30 protein-coding genes are annotated in these 25,847 nt (G+C 60.8%); 23 read left to right on the forward strand and 7 right to left on the reverse strand.

Translation table 11 applies throughout. The features are described from left to right. Both AC1DVM_RS04750 and AC1DVM_RS04755 read left to right on the forward strand, forming a co-directional pair. A partial coding sequence (locus tag AC1DVM_RS04750; protein ID WP_477252462.1) for a hypothetical protein occupies window positions 1–239 on the forward strand: 239 nt, incomplete at its 5' end. Continuing rightward, a complete protein-coding gene (locus AC1DVM_RS04755; protein WP_477252464.1) occupies window positions 229–396 on the forward strand; it encodes a hypothetical protein in 168 nt (55 codons plus the stop codon). The genes AC1DVM_RS04750 and AC1DVM_RS04755, both read left to right, overlap by 11 nt. 39 nt (window positions 397–435) lie before the next feature. Here AC1DVM_RS04755 and AC1DVM_RS04760 read toward each other — a convergent pair whose 3' ends face one another. From AC1DVM_RS04760 to AC1DVM_RS04780, 5 genes are all read right to left on the reverse strand, one after another. Beyond that, a complete protein-coding gene (locus AC1DVM_RS04760) occupies window positions 436–792 on the reverse strand; it encodes a hypothetical protein (RefSeq protein ID WP_477252466.1) in 357 nt (118 codons plus the stop codon). A gap of 354 nt (window positions 793–1,146) precedes the next feature. Continuing rightward, the gene (locus tag AC1DVM_RS04765) at window positions 1,147–1,476 is read right to left on the reverse strand and encodes a hypothetical protein (protein WP_477252468.1); all 330 of its coding nucleotides are present in this window, start codon (window positions 1,474–1,476) and stop codon (window positions 1,147–1,149) included. 129 nt (window positions 1,477–1,605) lie between these two features. Continuing rightward, window positions 1,606–2,214 (reverse strand): histidine phosphatase family protein, encoded by a 609-nt coding sequence (locus AC1DVM_RS04770; RefSeq protein WP_477252469.1) that lies wholly within the window; start codon window positions 2,212–2,214, stop codon window positions 1,606–1,608. A 17-nt stretch (window positions 2,215–2,231) separates the two neighbouring features. Next, entirely contained in the window at window positions 2,232–2,438 is a 207-nt protein-coding gene (locus AC1DVM_RS04775; RefSeq protein WP_477252471.1) for a hypothetical protein, read from the reverse strand. Window positions 2,439–2,857: 419 nt separating this feature from the next. Next, window positions 2,858–3,511 carry a dioxygenase family protein gene (locus tag AC1DVM_RS04780; RefSeq protein WP_477252472.1) on the reverse strand — a complete coding sequence of 218 codons (654 nt, stop codon included), beginning with the start codon at window positions 3,509–3,511 and terminating at the stop codon, window positions 2,858–2,860. A gap of 187 nt (window positions 3,512–3,698) precedes the next feature. Between AC1DVM_RS04780 and AC1DVM_RS04785 the strand changes: the two genes are divergently transcribed. After that, complete coding sequence (locus tag AC1DVM_RS04785; protein WP_477252474.1) at window positions 3,699–4,313, forward strand: DUF938 domain-containing protein; 615 nt, start codon at window positions 3,699–3,701, stop codon at window positions 4,311–4,313. Between the two features lie 83 nt (window positions 4,314–4,396). After that, on the forward strand, window positions 4,397–4,567 hold the full coding sequence (locus AC1DVM_RS04790) for a hypothetical protein (RefSeq protein WP_477252476.1): 171 nt from the start codon (window positions 4,397–4,399) through the stop codon (window positions 4,565–4,567). A gap of 18 nt (window positions 4,568–4,585) precedes the next feature. On the opposite strand, the gene AC1DVM_RS04795 is transcribed toward AC1DVM_RS04790, so the two are convergent. Continuing rightward, window positions 4,586–5,431 carry a GntR family transcriptional regulator gene (locus AC1DVM_RS04795; RefSeq protein WP_477252477.1) on the reverse strand — a complete coding sequence of 282 codons (846 nt, stop codon included), beginning with the start codon at window positions 5,429–5,431 and terminating at the stop codon, window positions 4,586–4,588. A 512-nt stretch (window positions 5,432–5,943) separates the two neighbouring features. Between AC1DVM_RS04795 and AC1DVM_RS04800 the strand changes: the two genes are divergently transcribed. The 19 genes from AC1DVM_RS04800 (at window position 5,944) to AC1DVM_RS04890 (ending at window position 23,413) form a co-directional block, all read left to right on the forward strand. Continuing rightward, window positions 5,944–6,618, forward strand: coding sequence for an isochorismatase family protein (locus tag AC1DVM_RS04800; RefSeq protein WP_477252478.1), 675 nt, complete (start codon window positions 5,944–5,946; stop codon window positions 6,616–6,618). A 9-nt stretch (window positions 6,619–6,627) separates the two neighbouring features. Further along, the gene (locus AC1DVM_RS04805; protein ID WP_477252480.1) at window positions 6,628–7,536 is read left to right on the forward strand and encodes a polysaccharide deacetylase family protein; all 909 of its coding nucleotides are present in this window, start codon (window positions 6,628–6,630) and stop codon (window positions 7,534–7,536) included. 13 nt (window positions 7,537–7,549) lie between these two features. Then, window positions 7,550–8,479, forward strand: a complete 930-nt coding sequence (locus AC1DVM_RS04810) for a polysaccharide deacetylase family protein (RefSeq protein ID WP_477252482.1) — start codon at window positions 7,550–7,552, stop codon at window positions 8,477–8,479. Between the two features lie 25 nt (window positions 8,480–8,504). Further along, window positions 8,505–9,935 (forward strand): 3-isopropylmalate dehydratase large subunit, encoded by a 1,431-nt coding sequence (gene leuC, locus AC1DVM_RS04815; RefSeq protein ID WP_477252483.1) that lies wholly within the window; start codon window positions 8,505–8,507, stop codon window positions 9,933–9,935. Between the two features lie 9 nt (window positions 9,936–9,944). Then, entirely contained in the window at window positions 9,945–10,559 is a 615-nt protein-coding gene (gene leuD, locus AC1DVM_RS04820) for a 3-isopropylmalate dehydratase small subunit (protein WP_477252484.1), read from the forward strand. Between the two features lie 81 nt (window positions 10,560–10,640). Next, a complete protein-coding gene (locus AC1DVM_RS04825) occupies window positions 10,641–11,882 on the forward strand; it encodes an ABC transporter substrate-binding protein (RefSeq protein WP_477252486.1) in 1,242 nt (413 codons plus the stop codon). 72 nt (window positions 11,883–11,954) lie between these two features. Further along, complete coding sequence (locus AC1DVM_RS04830) at window positions 11,955–12,824, forward strand: branched-chain amino acid ABC transporter permease (protein ID WP_477252488.1); 870 nt, start codon at window positions 11,955–11,957, stop codon at window positions 12,822–12,824. After that, a complete protein-coding gene (locus AC1DVM_RS04835) occupies window positions 12,821–13,810 on the forward strand; it encodes a branched-chain amino acid ABC transporter permease (protein WP_477252490.1) in 990 nt (329 codons plus the stop codon). The genes AC1DVM_RS04830 and AC1DVM_RS04835 overlap by 4 nt, the downstream gene beginning before the upstream one ends. Further along, entirely contained in the window at window positions 13,810–14,553 is a 744-nt protein-coding gene (locus AC1DVM_RS04840; protein ID WP_477252492.1) for an ABC transporter ATP-binding protein, read from the forward strand. The genes AC1DVM_RS04835 and AC1DVM_RS04840 overlap by 1 nt, the downstream gene beginning before the upstream one ends. Continuing rightward, the gene (locus AC1DVM_RS04845; protein ID WP_477252493.1) at window positions 14,546–15,247 is read left to right on the forward strand and encodes an ABC transporter ATP-binding protein; all 702 of its coding nucleotides are present in this window, start codon (window positions 14,546–14,548) and stop codon (window positions 15,245–15,247) included. The genes AC1DVM_RS04840 and AC1DVM_RS04845 overlap by 8 nt, the downstream gene beginning before the upstream one ends. A gap of 49 nt (window positions 15,248–15,296) precedes the next feature. Next, on the forward strand, window positions 15,297–16,181 hold the full coding sequence (locus AC1DVM_RS04850) for an isocitrate lyase/PEP mutase family protein (protein WP_477252495.1): 885 nt from the start codon (window positions 15,297–15,299) through the stop codon (window positions 16,179–16,181). Window positions 16,182–16,257: 76 nt separating this feature from the next. Then, complete coding sequence (locus AC1DVM_RS04855) at window positions 16,258–17,661, forward strand: FAD-dependent oxidoreductase (RefSeq protein ID WP_477252497.1); 1,404 nt, start codon at window positions 16,258–16,260, stop codon at window positions 17,659–17,661. Between the two features lie 30 nt (window positions 17,662–17,691). Then, window positions 17,692–18,462 (forward strand): aspartate/glutamate racemase family protein, encoded by a 771-nt coding sequence (locus AC1DVM_RS04860; protein ID WP_477252499.1) that lies wholly within the window; start codon window positions 17,692–17,694, stop codon window positions 18,460–18,462. Between the two features lie 3 nt (window positions 18,463–18,465). After that, window positions 18,466–19,233: an aspartate/glutamate racemase family protein gene (locus AC1DVM_RS04865; RefSeq protein ID WP_477252500.1), complete on the forward strand. Its 768-nt coding sequence runs from the start codon at window positions 18,466–18,468 to the stop codon at window positions 19,231–19,233. Window positions 19,234–19,272: 39 nt separating this feature from the next. After that, on the forward strand, window positions 19,273–20,652 hold the full coding sequence (locus AC1DVM_RS04870; protein WP_477252502.1) for an MmgE/PrpD family protein: 1,380 nt from the start codon (window positions 19,273–19,275) through the stop codon (window positions 20,650–20,652). Between the two features lie 29 nt (window positions 20,653–20,681). Continuing rightward, window positions 20,682–21,596 (forward strand): 3-hydroxyacyl-CoA dehydrogenase NAD-binding domain-containing protein, encoded by a 915-nt coding sequence (locus AC1DVM_RS04875; protein WP_477252504.1) that lies wholly within the window; start codon window positions 20,682–20,684, stop codon window positions 21,594–21,596. Next, a complete protein-coding gene (locus tag AC1DVM_RS04880) occupies window positions 21,593–22,411 on the forward strand; it encodes a beta-keto acid cleavage family enzyme (RefSeq protein WP_477252505.1) in 819 nt (272 codons plus the stop codon). The genes AC1DVM_RS04875 and AC1DVM_RS04880 overlap by 4 nt, the downstream gene beginning before the upstream one ends. Before the next feature lie 211 nt (window positions 22,412–22,622). Next, window positions 22,623–22,847, forward strand: a complete 225-nt coding sequence (locus AC1DVM_RS04885) for a hypothetical protein (RefSeq protein WP_477252506.1) — start codon at window positions 22,623–22,625, stop codon at window positions 22,845–22,847. Between the two features lie 119 nt (window positions 22,848–22,966). Further along, entirely contained in the window at window positions 22,967–23,413 is a 447-nt protein-coding gene (locus AC1DVM_RS04890) for a TerC family protein (RefSeq protein ID WP_477252508.1), read from the forward strand. Here AC1DVM_RS04890 and AC1DVM_RS04895 read toward each other — a convergent pair. After that, window positions 23,361–25,847 carry a spermidine synthase family protein gene (locus tag AC1DVM_RS04895; RefSeq protein ID WP_477252510.1) on the reverse strand — a complete coding sequence of 829 codons (2,487 nt, stop codon included), beginning with the start codon at window positions 25,845–25,847 and terminating at the stop codon, window positions 23,361–23,363. The two genes, AC1DVM_RS04890 and AC1DVM_RS04895, sit on opposite strands and share 53 nt — an antisense overlap.

The raw sequence follows: 25,847 nt of genomic DNA on the forward strand, positions 1-25,847 counted from the left end.
GGACAAAATCGGTCAGGTGGGGCCATCGCTTCTCACCCGCGGCGGAGGCGCTCGTAGACCGTCACATCCTCCTCGGAGAAGCGCAGCTGGGAGCCGATGCGGTGCGCCTTGAGCTCGCCGCGCGCCACTATCCGGCGCAGGGTCCGGACGCTGACGCCCAGCGGGAAGCGAGCGCCTCAAGCGTCGAAAGGGACTTGGCATTGGTCGTCATGGACGATCCTCCGGTTCATGTTGAATGACATCGGAGGCGTCAGCGGACAGGGCGGCAGCGACGGCTTCGCGCGCCGCTTGCCGGGCCAGGAGACGAACGAGTTCGACCAGCACCGCAGGCAACAACGCCGGCGGCGGCTGGGTCAGATCGGTGCGTTCGATGCCGGTTCTGCTGTCCACTGGTGACCTCCAGGGACAGGTTGTCAGAAGCGACCGGTGAGCGCCTCACAAAGGCACTCGTAAAACATCACGAAGTTTGTCGGGTGGCGTCTCGCCCTGTCGGAAAATCCGCAGCGCCGTGCGCGCCTGGTCGGCATGCTCGGACCAGATGTCTCGGACAGTGGTGTGATGCATGCCCGTCTTGTCTGCGAGCTCCTGGATCGCTGCCTCGATCTTCCAGCCCTGCTCTCCGAAGAGAACAAGCTGGATCGCGACGCGGATGTCCCGAAGGAGCTTCAGAGTGTCGTGAATGCGCGGGCGTTTCCCCTGACCGCGCCCCTCGACCTGAAAGGCCTCGCCGAACCTGTCTCGTGCCGCTGGAGCCGGTTTGGCTCGCCTGATACTGCTTGTACCCTGCGACAACGGCCTCCAGCGCCCAGAACGGGACCGTGACGGTTTCCGGTATTTCGTCCTTCCTCCAATGGTACGACGCGACGATCGTCATCGCCTCAAACGCAGGCAGCGGGTTGGTGCCGTCTGTCGCGAACACCTGCTCCGCGATTGCGAGGAAGACGGCCCTGTCCTGCTCGGCCGTGAAGGGCCAATTGGCGTCAGTCCACGGGGATACGAGTTCCTGACCTTTCACGCGAAAACCTATCCACTTCATGCCCACTTTTAGATGGGGTAACGGACGGCGCCGAGGCTGGCGTTTCAGGCCGTGGTCGTCCCTCCAAATCGCGCAAAGCGATCCACAAGGGGCAGTCGAGAGGAACCGTCCTATCCTGCCCGACGAATCCTCTCTGCGACATCGGACCGATTTCGCTCGAGCCAGGCAACGGCTTCGGGACCGATCACGCGGCATTCGAAGGTGGGCCAGGACGGATCCTCGCGCGACTCGAACTCCAACCTGTCTCTCGCGTAGCCGATCAACTTGCGAAGCTCCTCGTAGCCAGGGCGGGCCTCGAGGGCGTCGGCAACCCACGGTGCCGACCAGTCGCGTTCCGCGAGAAGAAAGATGATGTCGGGCTCGGCTTCTTCAAACCAGGGGGTCGCATCGAACTCGACCCGCATCCTCTCGTCAGCCGTGTGACATACCGCGTGGATCATGCTCGTCTCCGGTGGATTCGTCGACCACGGGCATTATAGGGGATGAATTGCGCATCGGCGATCCGGCGTTGAGCGTCCGGGCTGCAATCGCATAGAGTGGTAGCGCCAAGCTGACGACGAGCGTGAAGCTTAGATCGGGTGCTCGAGCTTCTCGACGAATTGGCGGTTCCGGTCACGGCAGCCATCGGCGCGGGTGCTGACCCCACCGTTGACGGTGACCACCACGATCTCTCCGGATTGCAGACTGCGTCCGGTGAGCGCCTGGATGTTGGCGCCGTGGGTCACGACTAAAAGCGCTTCGGGACCCCTCCAGCCGGTCACAACCGCCCTTGCCCCTTCGGTCAGAGAGCTGCGCTGGTCGGCGAGGACAAAGGCATTGGCAAAGGTCGGCGCAGTCTCGAAGGGACCGAGCTCCATCAGACGGGCGGTCTCGACACAGCGGCACCAGGGCGAACTGAGAAGCTTGGCGACGGCAACGCCGGCGGCCCTAAATTTCTCGCCCATGGCTGTCGCGTCGTGGCGGCCTTTGGCGCTCAGGTTGCGCTGGGTGGAGCAATCATCGAGCTTGAAACCGGGCGGATCTCCGGAGCCCCCGGGCGCTTCTGCGTGCCGCATGAGGGCGACGTAGCCACCCCGGCGCAGCGCATCCCAGGCCGCTGCCTCATCAGCAAGCACAGGGGCGAGCGTCGACGCCGCTGTGACGATGCCGGCAATAGTGCCGAGGGAAATGCTCCTCATCGCGACACCCGCCTTCCTCAGAGCGTCGAGCCCTTGCGAGACTTTTCCTCCAGGACAAGTTCTTGCAGGAGTTGGTGGGCGAGGGACTCATGGGTCACCCGGGGGCCGATCTCGGCCGACTTCCTGCCGTAGGTTGTCGTGACGGTCAGGGTCTTTCGGTCAACCTTGAAGGATCCCGAATAGGTCCTTCCGTCGACCTTGATGTGGATCGCATGGCCCGACATTGGCATCTCACTTCAGGAAAGCGGCTCCCCGGCTCGGACGAAGCATATCAACTTGAAGGATGTGAGACCACATCGGATAGGTGCTCCGCTCACTCGGATGTGGTTTCCCGCCTTGCGCTGTCGCTTACGTTCCCATGACAACCGCTGAATTCTGTCGGGCCAATCGGTGACCGTTTCCGCCCACGTTCTCAGATGATCGTCGGCAGAAAAGCCCGATTGGCTGTCTCGTGGCTCGAGGTCGTATTGCTATCCTCCAGCCAGAGGTCTCGACCTTTGTTTGAGAGGTTGGAGGTCGATACTTCCTCTCGAGTGCCGAACGCATCCCGTGTCCCTGTCCTTGCCATCTCGTCGTGTTTACGGGCCGGCTCTGGTCTCGCGACAGGATTCTGCTGACATTCGGCAATCCGGCGCAACACAAACTATGCTTCGACGACGATGTCGAAATGTCCTTGAAGTGTGCCCTGCTCTGGCGCCATTTGTGAGGAGAGGGAAACGATTACGCTGCGGCGCGCTTGCTCACCCCGGATGCTGTTGAGAAGACCGTCGCGGGCATTCATTGGTTCGCCCTCGATGTACATTTGGGTCACTAGGCGTCCCTGTCCCGGCACATGCACGGCGAAATGGATGTGGGGCGTGCGACCCGGATACGGCACGGGCCGGATGGTACGGAAGCGATATTCACCGTCCTTGCCCACCTGCGTACGGCCATAGCCCTGGAAGGCATGGTCGATGCGGCCCTGGTTCCCGGCACGGGGGTGGCGGTAGACGCCGTTCGCATCGCACTGCCAGATCTCGACCACGCTTCCCGCTTTCGGCTGTCCACGGGTGTCCATCACGCGCCCCGAGATGTGGACAACCTGCCCGACTGCCCGGGCGGCCTGCCCGGTGATACGCACCAGATCGTTGTCTGTATCGGGCGGAAACGCGACGGGGTAGAAGGGGCCTTCTGTCTGTCCCGGAGTCGGGACAAGCTCGGCTGCGAGCAGCTCCCTTGGCATCAGTAGCCCGGCGGCCGTCACGGCAGCCGCGGTCAGGAGAGTGCGTCGATCGAGAACCAGAGGAGGGTACGTCATCGGAATCCCAGACTCACGCAGAAGGGTTCAAGAATAGATCAGCCCTTGCTCGGAGGGCAGATCGAGGCCTCACATGTCGCACGAACGTGATCGAAACCTCGCCAAAGTCCGAAGTAAACCAGGCTGCAATACGGGACTTCGAGCCGCTGACGGCACTTCCTCCTATGGAGCAAATGGACAAGGGGCAATGACGACAGCATCCGATACGCGCGCTGCCTTGACATCACCGTCAGTTGCGCGAAACCGCGATCCGATCCTGACAATCCTGCAACGCGTGCTTCCGAAGACGGGAATCGTCCTTGAGATCGCCAGCGGAACAGGTGAGCACGCAGTTCATTTTGCCGCGGCCCTACCGCAACTGACATGGCAGCCCACTGACCAGGACGAGCAGGCTCTGAAAAGCATCGCCGCCTATCGGGAGATTTCCGGCCTGCCCAATCTTCTCCCGCCGATCGTACTCGATGCAGCGGACCTGGAATGGCCTGTGCTCCAGGCGGGCGCCATTGTGGCCATCAACATGGTTCACATCAGTCCCTGGCGGGCAACCCAAGGGCTGATGGCCGGGGCAGGGCGAGTACTGCCTCCTGGCGGAGTGCTCTACCTCTACGGTGCTTACCGGGAGCACGGCGCCCACACGGCTCCCGGCAACGCGCTCTTCGATCAAGACCTCCGAAGGCGGAATGTGGATTGGGGTGTGCGTGATCTGGAGGAAGTGACGGAACTCGCGGGTCACCACGGATTGATGCTGGTGGAGCGCTTTGCGATGCCGGCCAACAACTTGAGCCTCGTGTTCCAGCGCTAGCGGTACCAATCCACCCCTACTTCTGGGACTTCCGGGAACGCGCAAATAGTGGCTGCGTTGGTTGCAAAATCGGAAAGGCTCGCATGAACACAGTTGGAGCCCGCCTGTTTTCAGCCATTACCCTGTGTTGCGTCGTCAACGCACCGACCTTCAACCGCGTCCAAACCGCTGAGGGCGAATTCCTCGAGCGCTTCCGTGGCACTTGGTTCTGGCACCTCGACGGTCCGCGTGAGCAAGGCCTGACGGAACGCTGATACCCTTGAGCGAAAGCCTCAGCTGGGGTCAAGCTGAAATCGATTGTCGGCTCGGCGAGAAAGCGTCATTCGGTACTCGAACCGGTCGGGGCGGTAGAACAGGTCAACAAAATAGACGGCGCGCTTTCCAGTGTCGAAGAAACCGCGCCGCACCTTGAGAAGGGGGCTTCCGGGTTGCACGCCGAGCCTCTGCGCGGTCACATCGTCGGCAAGAGTTGCGGTGAGACTTTGAGTGACATGGCCGATCTCCGTGCCGGAGCGGGTGATCAAATCAATGAGCGGAATCGTCTGCATTTCGTCCCGACTGTAGGTGCGCCCTATCTTTTCCAGGACGTAGCTGGTGGACAGTGAGAATGGGCGACCGTCTAGGCTGCGCCCGCGAACGGTCCGCTGGACGATTTCGCGAGGTGTCAGCGACATCTCGCTAGTCACGAGATTCGGCGCTTCGATGTAGCCGAACTCGAAAACCTCCACGGTTGTTTGGCGACCGATGATGGACAAGTTGGCCATCAGCCCCTCGATCCCGGCAACGATAGGCGCCCCGCCGACTTCCGGCATCGCGCGGGGGGAGACCTGAGTTCCGCGCCCGCGCGCCCGGGCAACCAAGCCTTCGCCGGAAAGCTCATCCAACGCCCGCCGGGCGGTGATGCGGCTCACGCCGAAGCGGTCCATGAGTTCAGCCTCGCTCGGCAGAGTCTCCCCCACCTGGTAGGTTCCATTGAGGATCCTCTCGCGCAAGATCACATAAATGCGATGATAGAGCGGGATCGGGGAGCGTTCACCGGTAAAAGGAGTGTCGCACAACGGTTGCGCCGAAGCAGGCCCTGCCGGCGCGGCGCTCCTGCGTCCGTTCGTAGAAGTCATCGTTCGGCCCTCCTGCAGGCGACCGCTGCCCACGCGTCCGAAAGCGGGCCTGGATGGCGCGCGTGATCCTCGTCATGACCGATCGCCGCCCCCGACCGCAAGCCGCGATGCTTCTTAAACCACAGATGCTTTGCGGGCAGCTTACCGCAACCAGTTGAGGCGCCGGAAGGCCCCGCCAGTGGTCGGGCTCCGCGATTGCCCTGAGACGATGTCATCTACCTTGGAACGCCCTGCGAACGGACTTTACAATCTCCTAAAGATATATCTTTATGATATTTGAGCTGAAGCACAAGCCACTTGCGTCGATTGAAACTTCTTTTCGCAGCGGCGTTTCCAGCGGCGTGATGCGGATAGGACAAAGCGCCGGGTGATATCCCGGTCGATCGTAAGGGCGATTGCGCCTGTGACCGGATCCGGCGATGATTTGCGGGAGCCAAGTCTTAGATTTTCCAAACGGCGCCGCATGTGCGACGCAGCGTTACTCAGTCGGCAAGAAACGAGGGAGATCGACGGTGGAGCTTTCGAACAAGACAGCCCGCGAATTATTCGAGGACATCAAGGCGAAGCCTGTGCGTCCCCGCTTCGGCTTCGGACGCAAGCCCATCCTCATTAATATCGACCTCCAGAAAGCCTATACGAGCGTCGGCGAGTTCGTGAGCTCTTATGAGACCGACCCAAAGCAAGTCGATTACGTGAACGAGCTCGCGGATCTGGCCCGTGCCGGGGGCATCCCGGTCGTGTGGACCTATGTGGCCTACATGCAATCGGGTGAGGATTGTGGCGTCTGGGGGACGCGCACGAACACACCGGATTCACTCCAGAACATCAAGGTGGGGTCCCGCCGCGCGGAATTCGACGACCGGCTCAAAATCGACCATGTGGGCGATATCGTCATCAACAAGCGCATGGCGTCGGCGTTTCACGAAACCAATCTGCAGTCGTTGATGGTCTGGCATCAATCCGACACCGTCGTTCTGACCGGCGGGTCGACGTCGGGATGCGTGCGCGCCACGGTGGTGGATGCCATCTCCCGCGGCTATCGCGTCATCGTGCCGGAGGAGTGCGTTGCGGACAAGCATGAGAGTCCGCATTTCGCCAATCTATATGACATCGCCATCAAGTACGGCGACGTGGTGCCGGTTTGGGAAGTGATGGCACACTTTCGTTCCTACAAGCCTACTGCGTGAGGGCGTCAGATGTCGAATGATCCTGGCCTCTACGACTACATCCCGTATAACCGCCGCCCCAAGATTACCTGGCCCAACGGGGCGAAGATCGCGGTGTGGATTGCGCCGAACATCGAATTCTACGAATACGCGCCCCCGCCCAACCCGCAGCGCGCCCCGTGGGCGCGGCCCTTGCCTGACGTGCTTGCCTATTCTCATCGCGATTACGGCAACCGCGCTGGCTGGTGGCGGATGATGGAAGCCATGGACGAGTCGGGCTTTCGCGGTTCAGTTTCGCTCAATGTCGCCTTGTGCGAGCATCATCCGGAAATCATCGAGGCCTGTGCCAAGCGGAATTGGGAGTTTTTCTCCCATGGCATTTACAACACCCGCTATACCTATGGCATGAGCTCCGACCAGGAGCGGGCGATCATCGAGGACTCGATCGAGACCATCCGCAAATGGACCGGGCAGAAACTGTCGGGCTGGCTCGCGCCCGCCTTGTCCAACAACACCTGGACCATGGACCTGCTCGCGGAATACGGCATCGATTACACCTGCGACCTGTTCCACGATGACCAGCCCATGCCCGTGAACGTCAAGTCCGGTCGTCTTATCAGCATGCCGTACTCGCTCGAGATGAACGACGTCATCGTCTACAACAGCAATCTTTATCCGCCCCGCCATTATGGCGAAGCAATCAAACGGCAATTCGATCAGTTGCGCCAGGACGGCGAGACGTCCGGCACGGTCATGTGCATCCCGCTCCATCCCTATCTCGTCGGGCAGCCCCATCGCATCGATCCGTTCGCGGAAGCGATTCGCTACATCGCGCAGCACAATGATGTCTGGCTGACCACGGGTCGCGAGATCGCTGAGCATTTCTACGCCCATTCGTATGATCCGATGGTCGAAGCCATCGCAGCCGCGCAGGCATGAGGGAAAAACGCATATGCCTCTCGCCGACGACTATCTGAAGTACCCCGCTCGCCGCCATGGCATGGATCACGATCGCTACGAGTGGTCGCATCTGTTCGACCGTCGAAAAATTGTGTGGCCGAACGGCGCCAAGATCGCTCTCTGGGTGATGCCGGCCGTGCAATGGTTTCCGATCGACATGACGGGAAAGCCGTTTCGGGCGCCCGGTGGACTGACCATGCCGTTCCCGGATTACCGCCACTATACCAATCGAGACTATGGCAACCGTGTCGGCATTTATCGGATCCTTCAGGTGCTGAAGGATTGCGGATTGCCGGCATCGATCGCCGTCAACGGAATTCTGGCGGAGCGTTATCCTCTTCTCTTGAAGGACATCGTCGAAGCCGGTCACGAAATCGTCGCGCATGGTCTCGACATGGAGCACGTGCATCACAGTGGCCTGTCGGTCGAGCAGGAGGACGAACTCGTCTCGCGGACGCTGTCGCTCTTACGAAACGCCTCCGGCCAGGCAGTGACCGGCTGGCTATCGCCAGGTCGCGCGCAATCCTACGCGACGCCGGACATTCTGGCACAGAACGGCGTCACATATGCATGCGACTGGGCCAATGACGATCTGCCTTATGAAATGAGAACGTCGTCGACGCCGATTTTCGCCATGCCTCACGCCTTCGAGACGGACGATCGCACGGTCATGATGGACTTTCACCACACCGGGGATTCCTGGGCACAGCAGGTCAAGGACCGATTCGACGTCCTCTATCGCGAGGCCGATCGTTACGGCGGTCGCGTCATGAGCATTCCGCTCCATGCCTGGGTTACCGGTGTACCTTACCGGGTCGGATACCTGCGTGAGGTGCTCGACTACATCATCGGGCATGACTCTGTTTGGGCTGCGACGGGCACGGATATCCTCACGGTTTTTCGCGAGCAGGCCCGAGGGTAAAACGCWGAATTGAAAGGCGCTTTCGATGGCGATTGAAACGACCACAGGAAATCGGTCTTCGTCCAAGGCGATGTTCGACAAGATCTGGGACCGTCATGTGATCGTTGCGCGCGATGAGGGGCCGTCTCTGATCTATATCGATCGCGATATTATCCACGAGGGCTCCTTTCATGCCTTCGCCGATATGAAACGTCGTGACCTCAAGGTACGCAGGCCGCGCCAGATGTTCGGAACGCCGGACCATTATGTGCCGACCTCCGGACGGACCATCGCGGACGCGGCGACACCAGAGATCGCCCGGATGATCAGCCAGTTCGACGAAAACATGCACTGGGGCGGCATCCGCAATTTCGGATTGCGCGATCCGCGCCAGGGAATCGTCCATGTGATCGGGCCCGAACAGGGAATCACGCTGCCGGGCTTGACCATCGTGTGCAGCGACAGCCACACGTCGACCCACGGTGCGCTCGGCGCCATCGCATTCGGCATAGGGCAGTCGGAGAACGCGCACGTGATGGCAACGCAGACTTTGTGGCAGGCGCGTCCCAAGACGATGCGCATCACCATCAACGGCAAGCTCGCCGTCGGAGTTCATGCCAAGGATGTGATCCTTGCCATCATCGGGAAGATCGGCGCGGGTGGCGCTGGCGGCCATGCCATCGAATATGCGGGGCCGGTAATCCGCGCCATGTCGATCGAGCAGCGCCTGACGATCTGCAATATGTCCATCGAGGCGGCTGCTCGCTGTGGCATGGTCGCACCCGACGACACGACATTCGAATACCTTCACGGACGTCCCTTCGCACCGGTGGAAGCAGATTGGGACGATGCGGTTCGTTATTGGCGCAAGCTTCCGAGCGAGCCGGACGCACGGTTCGACGCCGAGGTAGAACTCGACGGAGACCTGATCGAGCCCATGGTGACCTGGGGAACCAGTCCGGAAGACACTTTGCCGATCAGCGGCTACGTGCCCGACCCTACTGCTCAATCCAGTATCGCCCGAAGCGAGATGGTTACAAACGCGTTACGCTATATGGGCCTGGAGCCCGGAATGGCGCTCACCGACGTGGCGATCGATCGGGTCTTCATCGGCTCCTGCACCAACAGCCGGCTCGAGGACCTGCGCGCAGCTGCCGCTATCCTCAAAGGTCGCAAGGCAGTCGTTCCAGCAATGGTCGTGCCGGGATCCACCGGCGTCAAGCTCGCCGCGGAAGCGGAAGGGATCGACACGATCTTTCGCGAAGCTGGTTTCGAGTGGCGCGAATCCGGATGTTCCATGTGCGCCGCTATGAACGGCGACTTCGTGAAGCCGCAGGAACGTTGCGCTTCTACGTCCAATCGCAACTTTGTCGGCCGGCAGGGTCCGAACGCGCGCACGCATCTAATGAGTCCTGCCATGGCGGCCGCAGCCGCCATTACCGGCAGGCTCACCGATGTGCGCCGGTTGATGAGCTAGAGGAGTCCCATGATGCAGGCCTTCATCAAGGAAACCGCCCTGGCTGCACCGATCCTCGGGCGCAATATGGATACCGATCAGATCATACCGGCCCGCTTTCTGAAAATGGACCGGACTGCGGGCTATGGCCCGTATCTGTTCCATGACCTTCGCTTCACCCAGGATGGCGCGGAGCGGGATGATTTCATCCTCAACCAGGAGCCTTTTCGGCAGTCGCGGATCTTGGTGACGGACGACAATTTCGGCTGTGGTTCGTCGCGGGAAGGTGCCGTCTACGCATTGCACGATTACGGCATCAAGGCGCTGATCGGGCCTAGCTTCGGTGACATCTTCTACAACAACTCGCTGAAGAATGGTCTCATTCCCGTGAAGTTGCCGGAGGATGTCGTGGCGAAGCTGCGGCAAGATCTCCTCGACGGCGAGGCCCGGGGTATTACCATCGATCTGGGAGCGGAACTCGTGACGCTCCCGGACGGAACCGAGCATGCGCTCGTGATCGACCCTTTCTGGCGCGAATGCATCATGAAGGGCGTGGACGAAGTCGAACTGACGCTCAGCTATATGCCTGAGATCAAGACGTTCGAAGATCGGTATCTCGCAGAGATGAGGTGGATCGACAGGTGAGGACAGCTCACCGAATTCTGGCCGCCATGTGACGGCGGCTCAACTTGAAGCAAGACCTTTCAGTTCAGGGAAAGCCATAAAATGTCAAACAACGGTTCGAAGCCTTTCACCATCAATCGCCGCGGGATTCTGAAAGCCGGGGCCGCCACGGCCTTTGCTGGAACCATCGCCATGCCGACGATCCTGCGCGCCCAGACACCGACCGTGAAGGTCGGTGTTCTCGAGCCGCTGACCGGCAACCTCGCGTATAACGGCACGCAGGCCCGTGCCGGTGCGCAATTCGCCATCGATGCCATCAACGCAGCCGGCGGCATCAAGAGCATGGGTGGAGCAAAGCTCGAGGCGGTCGTCGTCGACGCCCAGTCTCGTCCGGATGTAGCTGCTGCTGCCGTCGATCAGCTCGCTCAGGCTGGCGTTGCGGCGTTCATCGGCTGTCAGGCAAGTGCGCTGGGTCTCGCGAGTTCGCAGGCCGCCGCCCGCTACAACCTCGCCCAAGTTTTCGATGTGGGCACGGCCGAACAGGTGGTCGAGCGCGGCTTGAAGAACGTCTTCCGGTTCACCCCCGGTGTGAACAAGTGCACCGCGACGGCACTCGAGAACCTCAAGACGCTGAACCAGAATGCTGGCAACCCGGTGAAGACGGCGGCGATCGTCTACGAGGATGGGCCGTTCGGCTCCAACATGGCGAAGCTTCTCAACGAGAAGCTGCCACAGGTCGGCATTCAGGTCGTCGAGAGCATCGGACACCCGACGCCGCAGCGCGATTTCACCAATATCGTGCTGCGCATCAAGGCTGCGAAGCCCGACATGATCATTCCGTCGAACTACATCAACGAGTACACGCTCTTCGCCATGGCGCTGCGCCAGCAGCGCGTCGAAACAAAGGCGATCTACTCGATCCTGGGCGGTGCTGCCTCGAACATCAAGTTCGTGCGCGAGCACAATGATGCGGCGCAGTACGTGATGGATTGCAACCATTGGTATGATCCGCGCAAACCGGAATCGCAGGCTCTTGCCAAGACCACAGCCGCGGCGAAGCTCGATCTGACCTACGACATCATGGTCGCGTATGCGTGCATCCAGCTCATTGCCGACTCGCTGGAACGTTCCGCATCGGCTGATCGCGAGAAGATGATCGAGGCACTGGCAAGCTCCACATATAGCGGATCGATCATGCCGTATGGTCCGACGAAGTTCGTCAACGGCAACAACGAGGCGGCACAGCCGGTGAACACGCAAATCCGCGGAGACAAGATCGAGCTCGTATACCCGAAGGAATACGCAAGCGCCGAGGCCGTTTTTCCGATGCCGCCCCGCACCTGAAGACGCTTGTTTGATTCCTGCGGGCGCGTCAGCGCGCCCGCAGACTTCCGGCACAAAAGAAAGAGCCGTGTCATGTCATCGCTGATCTTGCCCGCAATTCTCGGTGGCCTGACGACCGGTGCGATCTACGCTCTGATCGCGCTCGGGCTGACCTTAATCTACGGCGTGCTGCACATCATCAACTTTGCCCATGGCAGCCTGCTGATGCTGGCGCTCTACGGGGTGTACTTTCTCCATGTGATTTTTGGCGTCGATCCATATCTCGCCATTCCCATCATCGTTCCGCTCTTCTTCCTCCTGGGTTACGGCATCCAGCGAGGCATTATCGCACCGTTCAGCGGTGGCAAGGAGCAGAACGTCTTGCTCGTGACTCTCGCTCTCGCCATTATCATCGACAATCTGGCGCTGTATTTCTGGACGTCGAACACCCGCACGGTTTCTCTCCCGTATGCTTATGAGATGGTGGAAATCGGGCCCGCCTTCATCCCTCTGCCGCGTGTCATCGCCTTCTTCGGCGCAATGGTCTGCGCCCTCATTCTCTGGCTGATCATGAGTCGCACGCGCATGGGCAAGGCCATTCGCGCGGTTGCCATCGAGAAGCGCGGCGCTGAACTCGTGGGCATCGACGTCAACAACACCTATGCGGTCTGCTTCGGCATCGGGACCGCCTGTGTGGCGGTCGCGGCCTGCCTCCTGATTCCGACCTTCTATGTGACCCCTCAAGTCGGCTACGCTTTCGTGCTGATCGCCTTCACCACGGTAGTTCTGGGAGGCATGGGCAGTTTTCTCGGCGCGCTTGTGAGCGGACTGCTGCTTGGCGTCATCGAAGCGCTGTGCGGGCTCTTTCTCGGCGAGAGCCTCGGCCAGATCGGCATCTTCCTGGCCTTCATTCTCATCCTCTTGTTTCGGCCTTCTGGCCTGTTTGGACGGCGCACTGCATGAAACACACATCCTTTGGCGAATGGCTGCTTTATGGGGCGGTTTGCGCATACCTCCTGATCATCTTCCTGCTTCCATCGGAGGCGTGGCTCGGCTTCACCATCAACGCGTTGATCGTCACGATCCTCAGCGTCGCCTGGAATCTTCTGGGCGGCTTCGGTGGACAGATGTCCTTCGGCCACGCCGCGTTGTTCGGCACCGGCGCCTATGTGACCGCGATGTTGCAGGTCCGTCTTGGGTTTAACCCGTGGATCGCCGCTTGCCTGGCGATGGTTGCCGCAACCCTCGTCGCAGGCTTCATCGGCGCCCTCTCGTTTCGCTATGGCCTGAAAGGTTCCTATTTCGCGCTCGTCACATTGGCCTTCGCGGAAGTGCTGCGCATCCTCGCCAGCTCGTTCGAGGTCACCGGCGGCGGACAAGGCATCCTCGTGCCATACAAGGTTGGTTTGGCCAATTTCCAGTTTGCCGATCGCATCACCACCTACACCCTTGTCCTTGTGATGGTGGTTGTCGCTATGCTGATTACCGTCGCGGTGCAACGCTCACGCTTCGGCGCGTACCTCATTGCCATTCGTGAGAACGAGGAGGCCGCGAAGGCGCTGGGCATCGACACGTTTCGCACAAAGGTGTTCGCCATGATGCTGTCCGGCGCGATCGGCGGCGCCGCAGGCGTTGCCTATCTCCAGACCTACCTCTTCATCGACGCGCCGATCGCTTACGGGTCGACCATGTCGATCGAGGCGCTTCTCGGACCGATCATCGGTGGCGCGGGTACGATCTGGGGTCCGCTCGTCGGGACGTTGATTCTGCACCTCATGGGTGAAAGCGCCAAGCATCTGGTGAGCGGCGCGCCCGGTCTCAACCTTGTCCTTTATGGTGTCGTGCTGCTCGTCATCCTGCGTTATCTTCCGGATGGCATCGTCGGGCTCGCCCGCCGGATCAGGCCAGCGAAGCGGCGCGCCGTAGTATCCGTGGAGGAGGCCAAGTGATGTTGAGCGTCGAAAACGTCACCAAACGCTACGGTGGGCTCGTCGCGGTCAACGATGCATCCCTCACGGTGAAGGAGGGCCGGATCGTCGCTCTCATCGGACCGAACGGTGCGGGCAAGACCACCCTGTTCGCCATGATCGGCGGCTTCGTGGAACCCGATAGTGGGCGGATCACCTTTCAAAGCGAGGACATCACCGGTCGCGCGCCGCACGCCATCTGCAGGCTCGGGTTGACGCGGACGTTCCAGATCGTCCAACCCTTCGCGGGCTTGACCGTGCTCGAGAATATCGCCGTCGGCGCGCATCTTCGCCACCGGAACCRGAAGGACGCCGTTGAGCGCGCTGCGCTGATTGCCGAAGAGGTCGGCATGGGTCGCATGCTCGATCAGTCGGCCGAGTCGCTCACGATCGCGGGACGCAAAAGGTTGGAGCTTGCGCGGGCGCTCGCTACGGAAGCCAAACTGTTGCTTCTCGACGAGGTGATGGCTGGTCTCATCCCGAGCGAGATCGTCGAAATCGTGGCGACCATCCGCAAGATCCGCGATTCCGGTGTGACGATCCTGCTCATTGAGCATGTCATGCAGGCCGTCATGAGCCTTTCTGAGGAAGCCTACGTGCTGAACCAGGGCCGTATGATCGCGCACGGCACGCCGCAGCAACTGGTTGCCGATCCGACGGTCATCGAGGCTTATCTCGGCCACGGCGCCGCAGACCGCCTGAAGAAGGAAGGCGCCCATGCTTGAGATTTCCGGCATCAAGGCTGGCTACGGGCCCGCCAATGTCCTGCAAGGGATCAGCATGTCGATCGCCGCTGGCGAGATCGTTGCGGTGCTCGGTTCGAACGGGGTCGGAAAGTCGACGCTCAACAATGTCATCAGCGGGATCATCAAGCCCCGGGAGGGCAAGATCCGGTTTGAGGATAAGGACATCGCGGGACTTGCACCGCGGAGCATCGTCGAAGCGGGGATTTCGCAGGTTCCGGAGGGACGGCGGATCTTTCCAAACCTGAGCGTCAAGGAAAATCTTGAACTCGGCGCGTTTCGTCGGGCACGCGAGCGGGTTTCGGTGAATTTCGAGCGCATGTGCGATATCTTTCCGCGTCTTCGCGAGCGGCTTTCGCAGCTGGCGGGTACGCTCTCCGGGGGCGAGCAGCAGATGCTGGCGATCGGCAGAGGCCTGATGGCGGAGCCGAAGCTGTTGATCCTCGACGAGCCATCGCTCGGGCTCTCGCCCATCATGGTGGAGGAGATGTTCAACCTCGTTCAGAAGATCAACAAGGAGGGTCTGTCGATTCTTCTCGTCGAGCAGAACGTGGTCCAGTCGCTTGGCATCGCCAGTCGCGCCTATGTGCTGGAGCAAGGACGTTTCGCCCTACAGGGAGCGGCCGCCGAGATGCTCGCCGATCCGCGTCTGCGACAGACCTATCTGGGACTTTGATATTGCGCTGGTCGAACGATCATGGCCGATTTGATTAAGGACAAACGTTATGAGAACCACCACCAAGCTCCGCCAATTGCTGGCACGCCCCGGCGCGATCATGGCGCCTGGCGTCGTCGATCCTCTTTTTGCGCGGCTCGTCGCAAAGCATAACTACGAGGCCATGTACATGACGGGTGCCGGCACGTCCGCCGCGCGTATTGGCATGCCGGATGTGGGGTTGCTCACCTTAACCGAGATGGTTGACAACGCGGCGCGTATTGCAGCCGTCAGCGACATTCCGGTGATCGCCGATGCCGATAACGGCTATGGTGGGCCGCTTAACGTGCGTCGCACAGTGCAACTCTATGAACGCGCGGGCGTGGCTGCAATCCACCTGGAGGATCAGGTGCTGCCGAAGCGTTGCGGCCATCTCGCCGGCAAACAGCTGATTTCCGCGCGGGACATGGTGGCAAAGATCAAGGCCGCGACGGATGCGCGGACGGATGAGGATTTCGTGCTTATCGCTCGCACCGATGCGCTGGCGCTTGACGGGCTGGAAGCCGCCTTCGAGCGGGCCGAGTTGTACCGCGAAGCGGGCGCCGACATCCTCTTCATCGAATCCCCCGGCATGGAGCACCTCAAGGCGATTCCCGAGCGCCTGCAATATCCGACGCTCTACAACATGGCGACGAGCGGCAAGACGCCGTTTCTCAAGAAGTCCGAGATCGAGGCGCTCGGGTTCAAGCTCATCATCTATCCGAACTGGCTGATGCTCGCCGCGATCCGTGCCGCCGATGGCGTTCTCACCACTCTGCGCGAGGAAGAAACCATCGCCAGCATTGCGCCAAATGTTCCGTCGTTCCAGGAATTTTTTGATCTTGTCGGGATGCAGGAGGTGCGCGAACTCGAAGAGCGTTATGGCGTCCCCGAGGAAGCGCGCGCGGGATACTGACGACATACCGAGTGTCGCACGAGGCCTTCCCGGTTGGAAGGCCACATCCTTATTCGTAGAATTGCGGAGACGCATCATGACAGTTCGGCCGGCCAGTGAAGGTACTTTCGAATTCAGCGTCCCCGTCGTCATCATCGGCGCCGGATCCTGCGGCCTGACGGCAGCGCTTGCCGCGCGGGATTCCGGCGCAGAGATCCTCATCCTCGAACGGGACGAAAATCCCACCGGGAGCACCTCGCTCTCCGCAGGCCTGATCCCCGCGGCCTGCACCCGGTTCCAGCGGGAGAAGGGCATCGAAGATAGCGCGGAGCTTTTTGCGGCCGACCTTGCGGCGAAAGCGAAAGGCCAGAGCGATCCGATCATCGTGAAGGCTGTGGCGGAAGCCTCCGGCGCGACGATCGATTGGCTCGCCGATCAGCACGGCGTCGAGTTGCATCTTGTTGAGGGTTTCTACTATCCGGGCCACTCTCGCTTGCGCATGCATGGGCCGAAGAACCAGACGGGGGCCGAACTCGAACAATCTCTCCTTGCTGCGGCAGAACGGGCCGGTATCGACATCATCACCGGCGCATCGGTCGAGGATCTGTTTGCGAAGGATGATGGTACCATCGTCGGCGTTGCGTTCCGCCGTCCTAATGGAGAAATCGAAACAGTCGGCTGCGATGCGCTGATCCTCGCCTGCAACGGGTTTGGCGGGAATCGCGAGATGGTCGCGAAGTTCATCCCCGAGATGGCGGAAGCGGAGTATTACGGCCACACGTCCAACACCGGCGACGCGGTGGACTGGGGAGCCGCGCTTGGGGCCGAACTCGCCGATATGGGAAGCTATCAGGGTCACGGTTCGGTCGCCTATCCGCACGGCCTGCCGTTGACATGGGCCGTCATGACCCAGGGCGGATTTCAGGTGAACTTCAATGGCGAGCGCTTCGCCAACGAGATGCGCGGCTATTCGGAGCATGCGCAGGAGGTCATCAAGCAACCCGGCCATCTGGCCTGGAACATCTATGACGAGCGCTGCGAGAAGCCAGCGCTTGGCTTCCACGATTATCGCCAGATCACCAAGCTCGGGTCGATCAAACGCGCAGGGACGATTGAAGAACTTGCAGCGGTGACCGACCTTCCCGTCGAAGCGTTGAAGCGCACGATGGAAGAGGTGAAGGATTATGCGGCAGGAGCGAAACCCGATCCCCTCGGTCGTGACTTCACGCAACAGCCACCGCTGGCAGCCCCTTATCTCGCGGCGAAGATCAATGGCGCTCTGTTCCACACGCAAGGCGGGTTGGTCATCGACACGCAGACCCGTGTTCTCAAAAAAGACGGCACGCCGTTGCCCAACGTCTTTGCGGGAGGCGGCGCGGCGCGTGGTCTCTCGGGGCCCTCGTCCTGGGGCTATATGTCCGGAAATGGGCTGCTGTCGGCAACGGTTCTTGGACGGCTGGCCGGCCTTTCGGCGGCGCGTTTTCTCGCGGCGCAGTCCTGACAGACACATAACGAGATTTGGGAGGACGAGATGAAACGGGTTCTGGTAATTGTTCCCTTTGCCATGAGCGAAGACGAGCTTGGTCGACGCAAGGATCAGCTGGAGGCCGTAAAGCTCGGAGCCGATATGGAGTTCCACTTCCGGCCGGTTCGCATCGGGCCTGCGAACTACACCAGCCAGCATGATTTCACCCTGGCGGATTTCTCGATCCTCGATGCGGGATTGGATGCGGAGAGGGATGGGTACGATGCGGTTTGCATCGACACCATGAGCGATTCCGGCATGTCGGCTTTGCGCTCCGTGCTGAACATTCCGGTGATCGGGCCGGGCCGCCATGCCATGTTGACCGCATTGATGCTTGGCGAAAAATTCTCGATTCTCGTTATGTGGGACCGCTGGAAGCCTCTTTACGCCAAAACACTTGGGGAACTGGGCCTGCGGGAAAAGTGCGCCTCAATCCGTTCCATCGGCGTGCGTCCCGACAACAAGAACCTGCTGGCCGGCAAGGAGGAGGACGTGTTTCCAAAGCTCCTCGAGGCGGCGCGACGTTGCATCGACGAGGACGGGGCGGAGGTCATCATACTCGGCTCCACCACCATGCATCAGGCGCACGCCCATCTCGCCGAGCGCCTCGATGTGCCGGTCATCAATCCAGGACCGCTGACCTATCGGCTTGCCGAGACCGCCCTGAAGCTCAACCTCACGCACAGCCGCGCGACTTATCCGGCACCGCTGGTGCCCAAGACCGACATGATTCGCGCCATCGGCGAAGCGGGCGCCGCCGCCGCAACGGGAGTTTGAGCCATGGCGAAGATTTTGGTGATCGTTCCTTTCGCTCTCGATGCCGAGGGCGTGGCCAATCGGGAGAAACAGCAGAAATACGTGCAGCTCGATGCGGACACGGAGCTAACCTATCGGCCCGTAACCGCAGGTCCCACGTCGTTCATGAGCCCCCATGATTGGACGTTGATGGATCTTGCGATCTTCGAGGCGGGGATGAGCGCGGAAAAGGACGGATACGACGCGGTCTGTATCGACACCATGAGCGATTCCGGCATGGCGCCGTTGCGGTCCGTCCTGAATATTCCGGTAATATCGCCCGGCAAGGCATCGATGCTCTACGCGCTCACACTGGGTTCGAAGTTCTCGATCCTGGCTCAGTGGGAGCCCGCCTTGCCGCGCTACAAGAAGGCGATCCGAGAATACGGCTTCGAGAAACAGTGTGCGTCGGTGCGCTCTTTCGACCAGCCACCGGACTTCTCCGCACTGCTCGACGGCAAGGAAGACAAGATCTTTCCGCGCATGCTGGCTGTCGCACAACGCTGCATTGAAGAGGATGGAGCAGACGTGATCTGCCTTGGGTCGACGACCATGCATCAGGCGGCGGAGTTTCTCGCGGGCGAGCTTCCCGTTCCGGTGATCAATCCCGGTCCGCTTACCTACAAGCTCGTTGAAACTTTTCTGGCGCTCGGCCTCAAGCAAGGTCGCGCTGCCTATCCAGAACCTGTGGCCGACAAGTCGCGTATCATTCACGCCATGATGGCGGGCGGCGCCCGTGCCGAGAAAGTTTAGGGTCCGGCCTAGTCGCCGGCATCGGGGAGGGGAGACGTCATGATCGGACAGGCTTCATCGACGCCCGCTCGTCGCCTTGGGGTCGCAGCGGCCGGAACCCGTTGGGCAAACCTTTCCGACGAGGTGAAAAGGCAGGCGCTGGACTTTATCATCGACACCTTCGCGGTGATGGCGGCCGGTGCTGCGCACACCTCGTTGCATCCTGCAGCGAGCAGGCTCAAAGGTGAGGCTGGCCCCTGCACGGTCGTCGGTTATGCGGGTGGAGCCTCGGCGAACACTGCGGCACTTCTCAACGGCGCGACCACCACGGTGCTGCAGCTCCAAGATGGCCATCGAGTTGCACGCGGCCATCCTATGAGCCATGTCCTGCCGGCGGCCCTCGCGGTTGCCGAGGAGCGGGACGCGTCGCCGGAGGCATTCTTGTCGGCAGTGGTCGCGGGCTATGAGGTTTCGGCACGGGTGGGGCGCGCGCTCGGCGGGCTGCAGGATCTTCTTCACGACACTGGAACCTTCGGCACCATCGGCGCTGCGGTCGCGACCGCGTTTCTAGTTTCGGACGCAAACGCCGATACCATCGCGGAGGCCATCGAGGGATCCGCGTCCGTCACGCTTTTCCCCTATCGCGAAACGCCGATCGCGGGCGCGACGGTCCACCACCTTTACGTGGGCCTCGGTGCATCGATCGGCATCACGGCGGGCAAGGCTGCGACGTTCGGACTCTCGTCGCTGTCGGGAACGCTGGAGAATTTCTTCGGGCCTCGGGCCGGCGCAGACTTTCGGCTTGACCAACTGTCGGCCGGGATCGACCCGGGTGGAACGTGGCAGAGCTATGAGCTGATGCAGGCCTACATGAAGGTGCACCCGACCTGCGCCCACTTGAACGGCATTAACGACGCGGTGCTGGAGCTGATCGGACGAGGCGCGATCGCCGCGGACGCGATCGAAGCCGTCGATGTTGCAAGCTATGGGATCGCTCTCGACTACAACATCGCCGAACCGGCGAACGATCTTTCGGCGCGCTTCAGCATTCCATATGCAGTAGCTATCGCACTCGTCAATGGGCCGCTCGGGCCTAAGAGCATCAACGAGGCGACGCTTGCGAAACGGGAAATCCGGGATCTCGCAGGACGTGTTCGCGTGCGGCATGATCCGGAAATGGATAAGGGCTATCCGGCAGGCCGACCGGCCCGCGTCGCCGTCACGATGAAGGATGGAACAGTTCATCGGGCCGATGCCAGCATTCCCCGTGGCGATGTGGCCAATCCCCTGACAACGGAAGAGCGCCGGGAAAAAGCCGTGGCCTTGTTCGACGCAGGCCTCGGCACCGGTAAGGCATCGGGCATTATCGCCGAGATCGAAAAATTGGCCGGGATGGGATCCCTCAAGGATCTCGGCGCAGCCCTTCGTAGCTCATTCTGACTTACCCTTCTGACAAGGTAGCGCGGATCATGGAATCGATCAGGACAGTCGCCGTCATCGGCTGCGGAACAGTAGGTGCGAGCTGGGCTGCCCTTTTTCTCGCCGGTGGCTATGCTGTGAAAGCGACCGATCCGGGGCACGATGCGGAGCGCAAATTGAAAGCCTTTAACGAGAGAGCGGCGCCTCAACTGGCGGCTCTCGGACTTGCGAAGAACGGCACCCTCACCTTCGTGGACACGCTCGAGGAAGCGGTCGCGAATGCGGATTTCGTTCAGGAAAACGCTCCCGAAAATGAGGCGTTCAAGCGCGGCCTTCTCGCCCGGATCGACGTCGCGGCCCCGCCCCACGCGATTGTCGGCATCAGCACATCGGCGCTTCTGCGCAGCAGGATCGTGGCGGATTGCAAGAATCGCAAGCGTCACATCGTGGCACATCCTTTCAACCCGCCGCACCTTCTGCCGCTGGTCGAAATCGTCGGCGAGGATGATGCGATCATCGCGCGAGCATGCGCATTCTATCGCTCGCTCAACCGCAGGCCCGTCATACTCAAAAAGGAGGTCCCGGGCCATATTGCCAACCGGCTTTCCTCCGCGCTTTATCGCGAGGCGGTCTATCTGGTAGAGCAGGGGATCGCCAGCGTCGAAGATATCGATGCGGCGATTTCCGAAGGACCGGGGCTGCGTTGGTCGATCATGGGGCCGCATATGACTTACCATCTTGGGGGCGGGGAGGGCGGCATTGCGCACTACCTCGAGCATCTGGGTCCGAGCCAGGAACGACGCTGGGCGTCGCTTGGCAGCCCAAACCTGACCGAAGATGTCAAAAGCGCCATCGTTGCAGGCATCGAGGCTGAATCGGCGGGGCGCTCGATCGCGGATCTGGAAGCGCAGCGCGATCATCTGCTGGTCGAGATCCTCCGCCTCAGGAMCGAGGCTGCATCGTGACTCCGCCGGTGATCGTCACGGCCGCTCCCAACGGCGCGCGCCGCCTCAAGAAGGACCACCTTCGGATTCCACTCACCATCGCGGAGATCGGTCGTGAGTCGGCGCGGTGCGTGGACGCGGGCGCTGCGATGATCCACGTTCATGTGAGAGGCGCGGACGGGACCCACATTCTGGACGCGGATGCCTATCGCGCCGCCACGCAGGAAATTCGCACGCAGGCTGGCTCCGGTCCCATCGTGCAGATCACCACCGAAGCGGTGGGACGATACTCACCGGCCCAGCAGATGAAGGTCGTCGACGAGGTGGGTCCAGAGGCTGTGTCGGTTGCGCTTCGCGAGTTGATCCCCGAACCGAGTACTGAGGCCGAGGCCAGCGCTTTCCTGCATCGCCTTGCTGCCTCCGACTGCCTCGTGCAGCACATTCTTTACAGTCAGGTTGACGTCCGGCGGTTTCAAAGCCTTGTTGCCGCGGGGATCATTCCGATCCACCTCGCGAGCGTGCTTTTCGTGCTGGGACGTTACACGGCCGGGCAGCAATCCGATCCAAGCGACCTACTGCCGTATCTCGGCGTGTGGAACCTGGAGATGCCATGGGCGACCTGTGCGTTCGGGCGCCGTGAAACCGCATGCGTCATCACGGCGGCTGCGTTGGGTGGACACGCGCGGGTCGGATTCGAGAATAATCTTCACCTACCCGACGGCACCGTTGCGCCGGACAATGCGGCGCTTGTGAGTTCTGTGGTCAGTGCGTCGGGAGCGATCGGAATGCGACCCGCGACTTCGGCCGAAGCCCGCTCGGTTTTTTCTGAAACCTGAAGCGCTTCGCGAAGAGGAAAGTGGCGACCGGACGTGCCGGCCGCCACTTGAGCGGAATCCTATCAGGTTGCATCGTAGGCTCCCGAACCGGAGCTCTCGGTCGGCGCGTCCTCGGAACCGACGAGGGCACAAAGGCATACGGATACCGCTTCGACTGCTTTGAGAAATATGTGGTGCTCAACACGGCGTTTCTCATCGACCCAGCCGAACAATGGCGGCGAAAGAAAGTCTTCTCTTTTCCGCGATGTACATCACGCTCGGTATCATTTTTGGCGGATTCTTTTGGTCTTATCTAGGCCAACAAGCAGATATTGAGTATATTACGGGTTTTGTGGTCGAGAAAAACTTGGCAATTGACAATATGTTCGTGATTGCTTTGATACTCACGTATTTTGGCATCCCCCAAGAGTATCAACACCGCGTCCTCTTTACCTGAATTATTGGTGTTATCGTGCTTCGCGGCATAATGATCGGCTTCGGCACAACACTCGGTTCACGATTTGACTGGATCGTGTATATTGTGCGATCTTTCTGATCGTTACCGGTGCGAAGATATTGTGGTGGGCGGGTGAGCCACCCGATCTCTTGAAAAACCCGGTATTGAGACTTCTTCAGCACCGTTTCCGGGTGAACGATAATCTGCATGGTGAGCGTTTCTTCATCCGGTTACCGGATCCGAGGACGGGAACAAAGGTTTTCTACCTCACGCCACTGTTTCTAGCGCTCATCCTCATAGAGGTCACCGACGCAATTCTTGCCGTGGATTCGATCCCGGCAACATTCGCTATAACCACAGACACCTATGTGGTTTACACCTCGGATATCTTCGCTATCCTGGCCTTAAGAGCATTTTATTTCGCACTCTCGGAAGACGGATGCGTCTGCTTTGGCGCTGGAGACGCATCACCGAGTTCAATGACGTTGGGCCGATGGGAGTGCCTTCGACCCGTCAGAACAATGACGACTCTATTTTGCCCATCTGAGCGCTTCTCTTCCGCGTAGTCCGAACACATCTGACGAGAAGCAGAGCCGGCACGGGCAGAAGCAGGTAGCAGATCGCCCCGAGCCGAAGCGTCGTATCGATGCCAAACTCGATGCTTGTCAACACGGCGACGCTTGCCGCGAGCACACCCGCCGCGCCATTGATGCCCCAAAACCAGGGGGTCGGTCTCTCGTCGATCATTGAGACCAGCCGCATGCCGGTTGGAAAACCGAAGCCCATGAGGAAGCCGGCCGGAGCGAGAACCAGAACGGCCAACCCGGCCCTCATCAGCAAGCTTGCGCTCTCCACATCGAGGAGGATCTGGGGAAGCCACGAAGGCAGGGCGACGAGATACACGCTGGTGAGCGCCGACCAGCCAATCAGCCGGGGACTGCTGTCGAGTGGGACGCGCTCGGATGCCAAGCTGCCAACGCCCGTTGAAAGGATCAGGCTGAAGAGGACGACGCTGAGGGCATAGACCGGGTGGCCCAGGAAGACGCTGATGCGCTGGAGCAGGGCGATCTCGGCCATCATGAAGCCGATCCCGATCAGTGCGAAATAGGCCGTTCCGGCGACCGTCAGCGTGGCCGCTGCTGTGGCCACTGTAGATCGAAGCGGGATGACGATCGTCGCTGCGACGAGCGCCGCCGATATGAGGATCAGCAAGGCCAGGGTCAGGGTTGCGCTCAGGTTGCCTCCGTAGACACCCGGCCTTGACGCCACCGCGAAGAGGTCCTGATCGAACAGTCGACCGAGCCGCAACTGGTTGAAGAAGAACGGGCGAGCGTCGGTCGGCGCGCTCAGGTCCAAATAGTAAGTCTCAGTGACCCGCTGGAGTGTTTTGCGATCGGGCGCCGAGACGATTCTCCCGAGCAGCGGTGAGGCAGCCTGCCCCTGTGGGTCCAACAGGATGGAAAAATCGTAAGCCGCAGCGGCCCCCCGAAGGTCGGCCAGGGTTTGATCCGACAAGGGGGAGCGCGACATCACAAGGGTCGCGACGCTGCCAGATGAGCCCATGAACAGGTGCCGCTTCGGGTCTGCCACCCCGAGATTCTGAAGCGTTGCGACCGCAAGGCTCACCATCCTGCCGGTCTCGTTGACCTCGCCCGGCGCATACCAGCGGCTTACGGTAAACACACCCTCGGGTGTCAGACGCTCAAGGAAGATACGCCAAGCCTCGACGGTGTAGAGGCCGTTCTCGGACAAGGTGAATGCGCCCGCTCCAGTCGCGGCCCAGGTATCGATAAGGCTCATCTGGATGATGTCGAACGAGCGGGTTGCGCGGGCAAACCAACTTCGTGCTTCGTCAACCTCGAAAGCAATGCCGCGCTGACGGCCGATGGCGGTATAGTTCGAATAGAGCCGGGTCAGTACATCAATGAAAATCGGGTTGATCTCAACTCCGACCACCTCTGAGAGGCCGAACAGGCGAGCGGACAACAGGTCCCGGCCGCCACCGACACCGATCACGGCACCCGTCTGAAGACCGCGGATCGCATAAGCGAGGTTGGTCACGTCGTAGCGGAGGAAGGCAACCTGATCCAGGTCGCCAGAGAATCGATAGACCGCCGTTCCGGCGCCACCATCGATGTGCATCCAGCGCTGCTCGATCTGGTACGGGGTAAACCGGGAGGATGCCCCCCAGAGCACGGGTGGCGTTTTCTGGCTTTGACCGATCGTAATGCGGGAAAACGAGTTCCATTTCTCGTAGGCAATGGTCGCCGGCTGCTCGACGTTGTCCTTGACGATGGTCGGCCGGACGCTTTCGGTGACGCTGTTAGCGGCGGCGAGGACGATCAAGCCGCCAATCACGATGATGCGGTGCCGGTAGAGCTTGGCAGCAAAGCGCCCATGAGGATTGTTCTGGCCCGCGCTGGCGAAGCACAGCCCGCCGGCCGCGCCTAGGACTGCAATCCAAAGCACCGCCGATGGCCCGCTGACAAGATTGAGCAACAACAGGGCGCCAAGGCAACCCAACGCCGCGCCGAGCAGGTCCGTGCCATAGACGACGCCGACGGGATATGGGCTCCGGGTCAGTGCCAAGCTGACCACGATGCCGGAGAAAAAGAATGGCAACGAAAGGGCGACGGCGAACTCGGCCCAGACAACGAGCGACATTAGTGATGCGGGAAGGCTCGTGACGATGGTCAGTTGTACGAGAAGCGCAACGACGGTCGCGAGGGCGAAGCCCAGCGACGCGACACTCAGATGATATGACAATAGCTCGGCTCGATAGGTCTCGGAGCGAAGGTAGACCCAGACGGCTCCAGCAGTGAGCCCGAACATTGCGATGCTGATGACAAAAAATGCGAGATGATACCAGGATGTGACGGAGATGATCCGGGTTTCGACGATCTGCAGCATCAGGGTCGCTGCAGTAATCAGACCGAGGCCCGTGTAGAATGGCAGCCGTTGCGGGACTTTCGGCAATTGCGCCTCCATGTCACGGCGCAT

This window comes from Microvirga sp. P4_A5, from assembly GCF_056402495.1.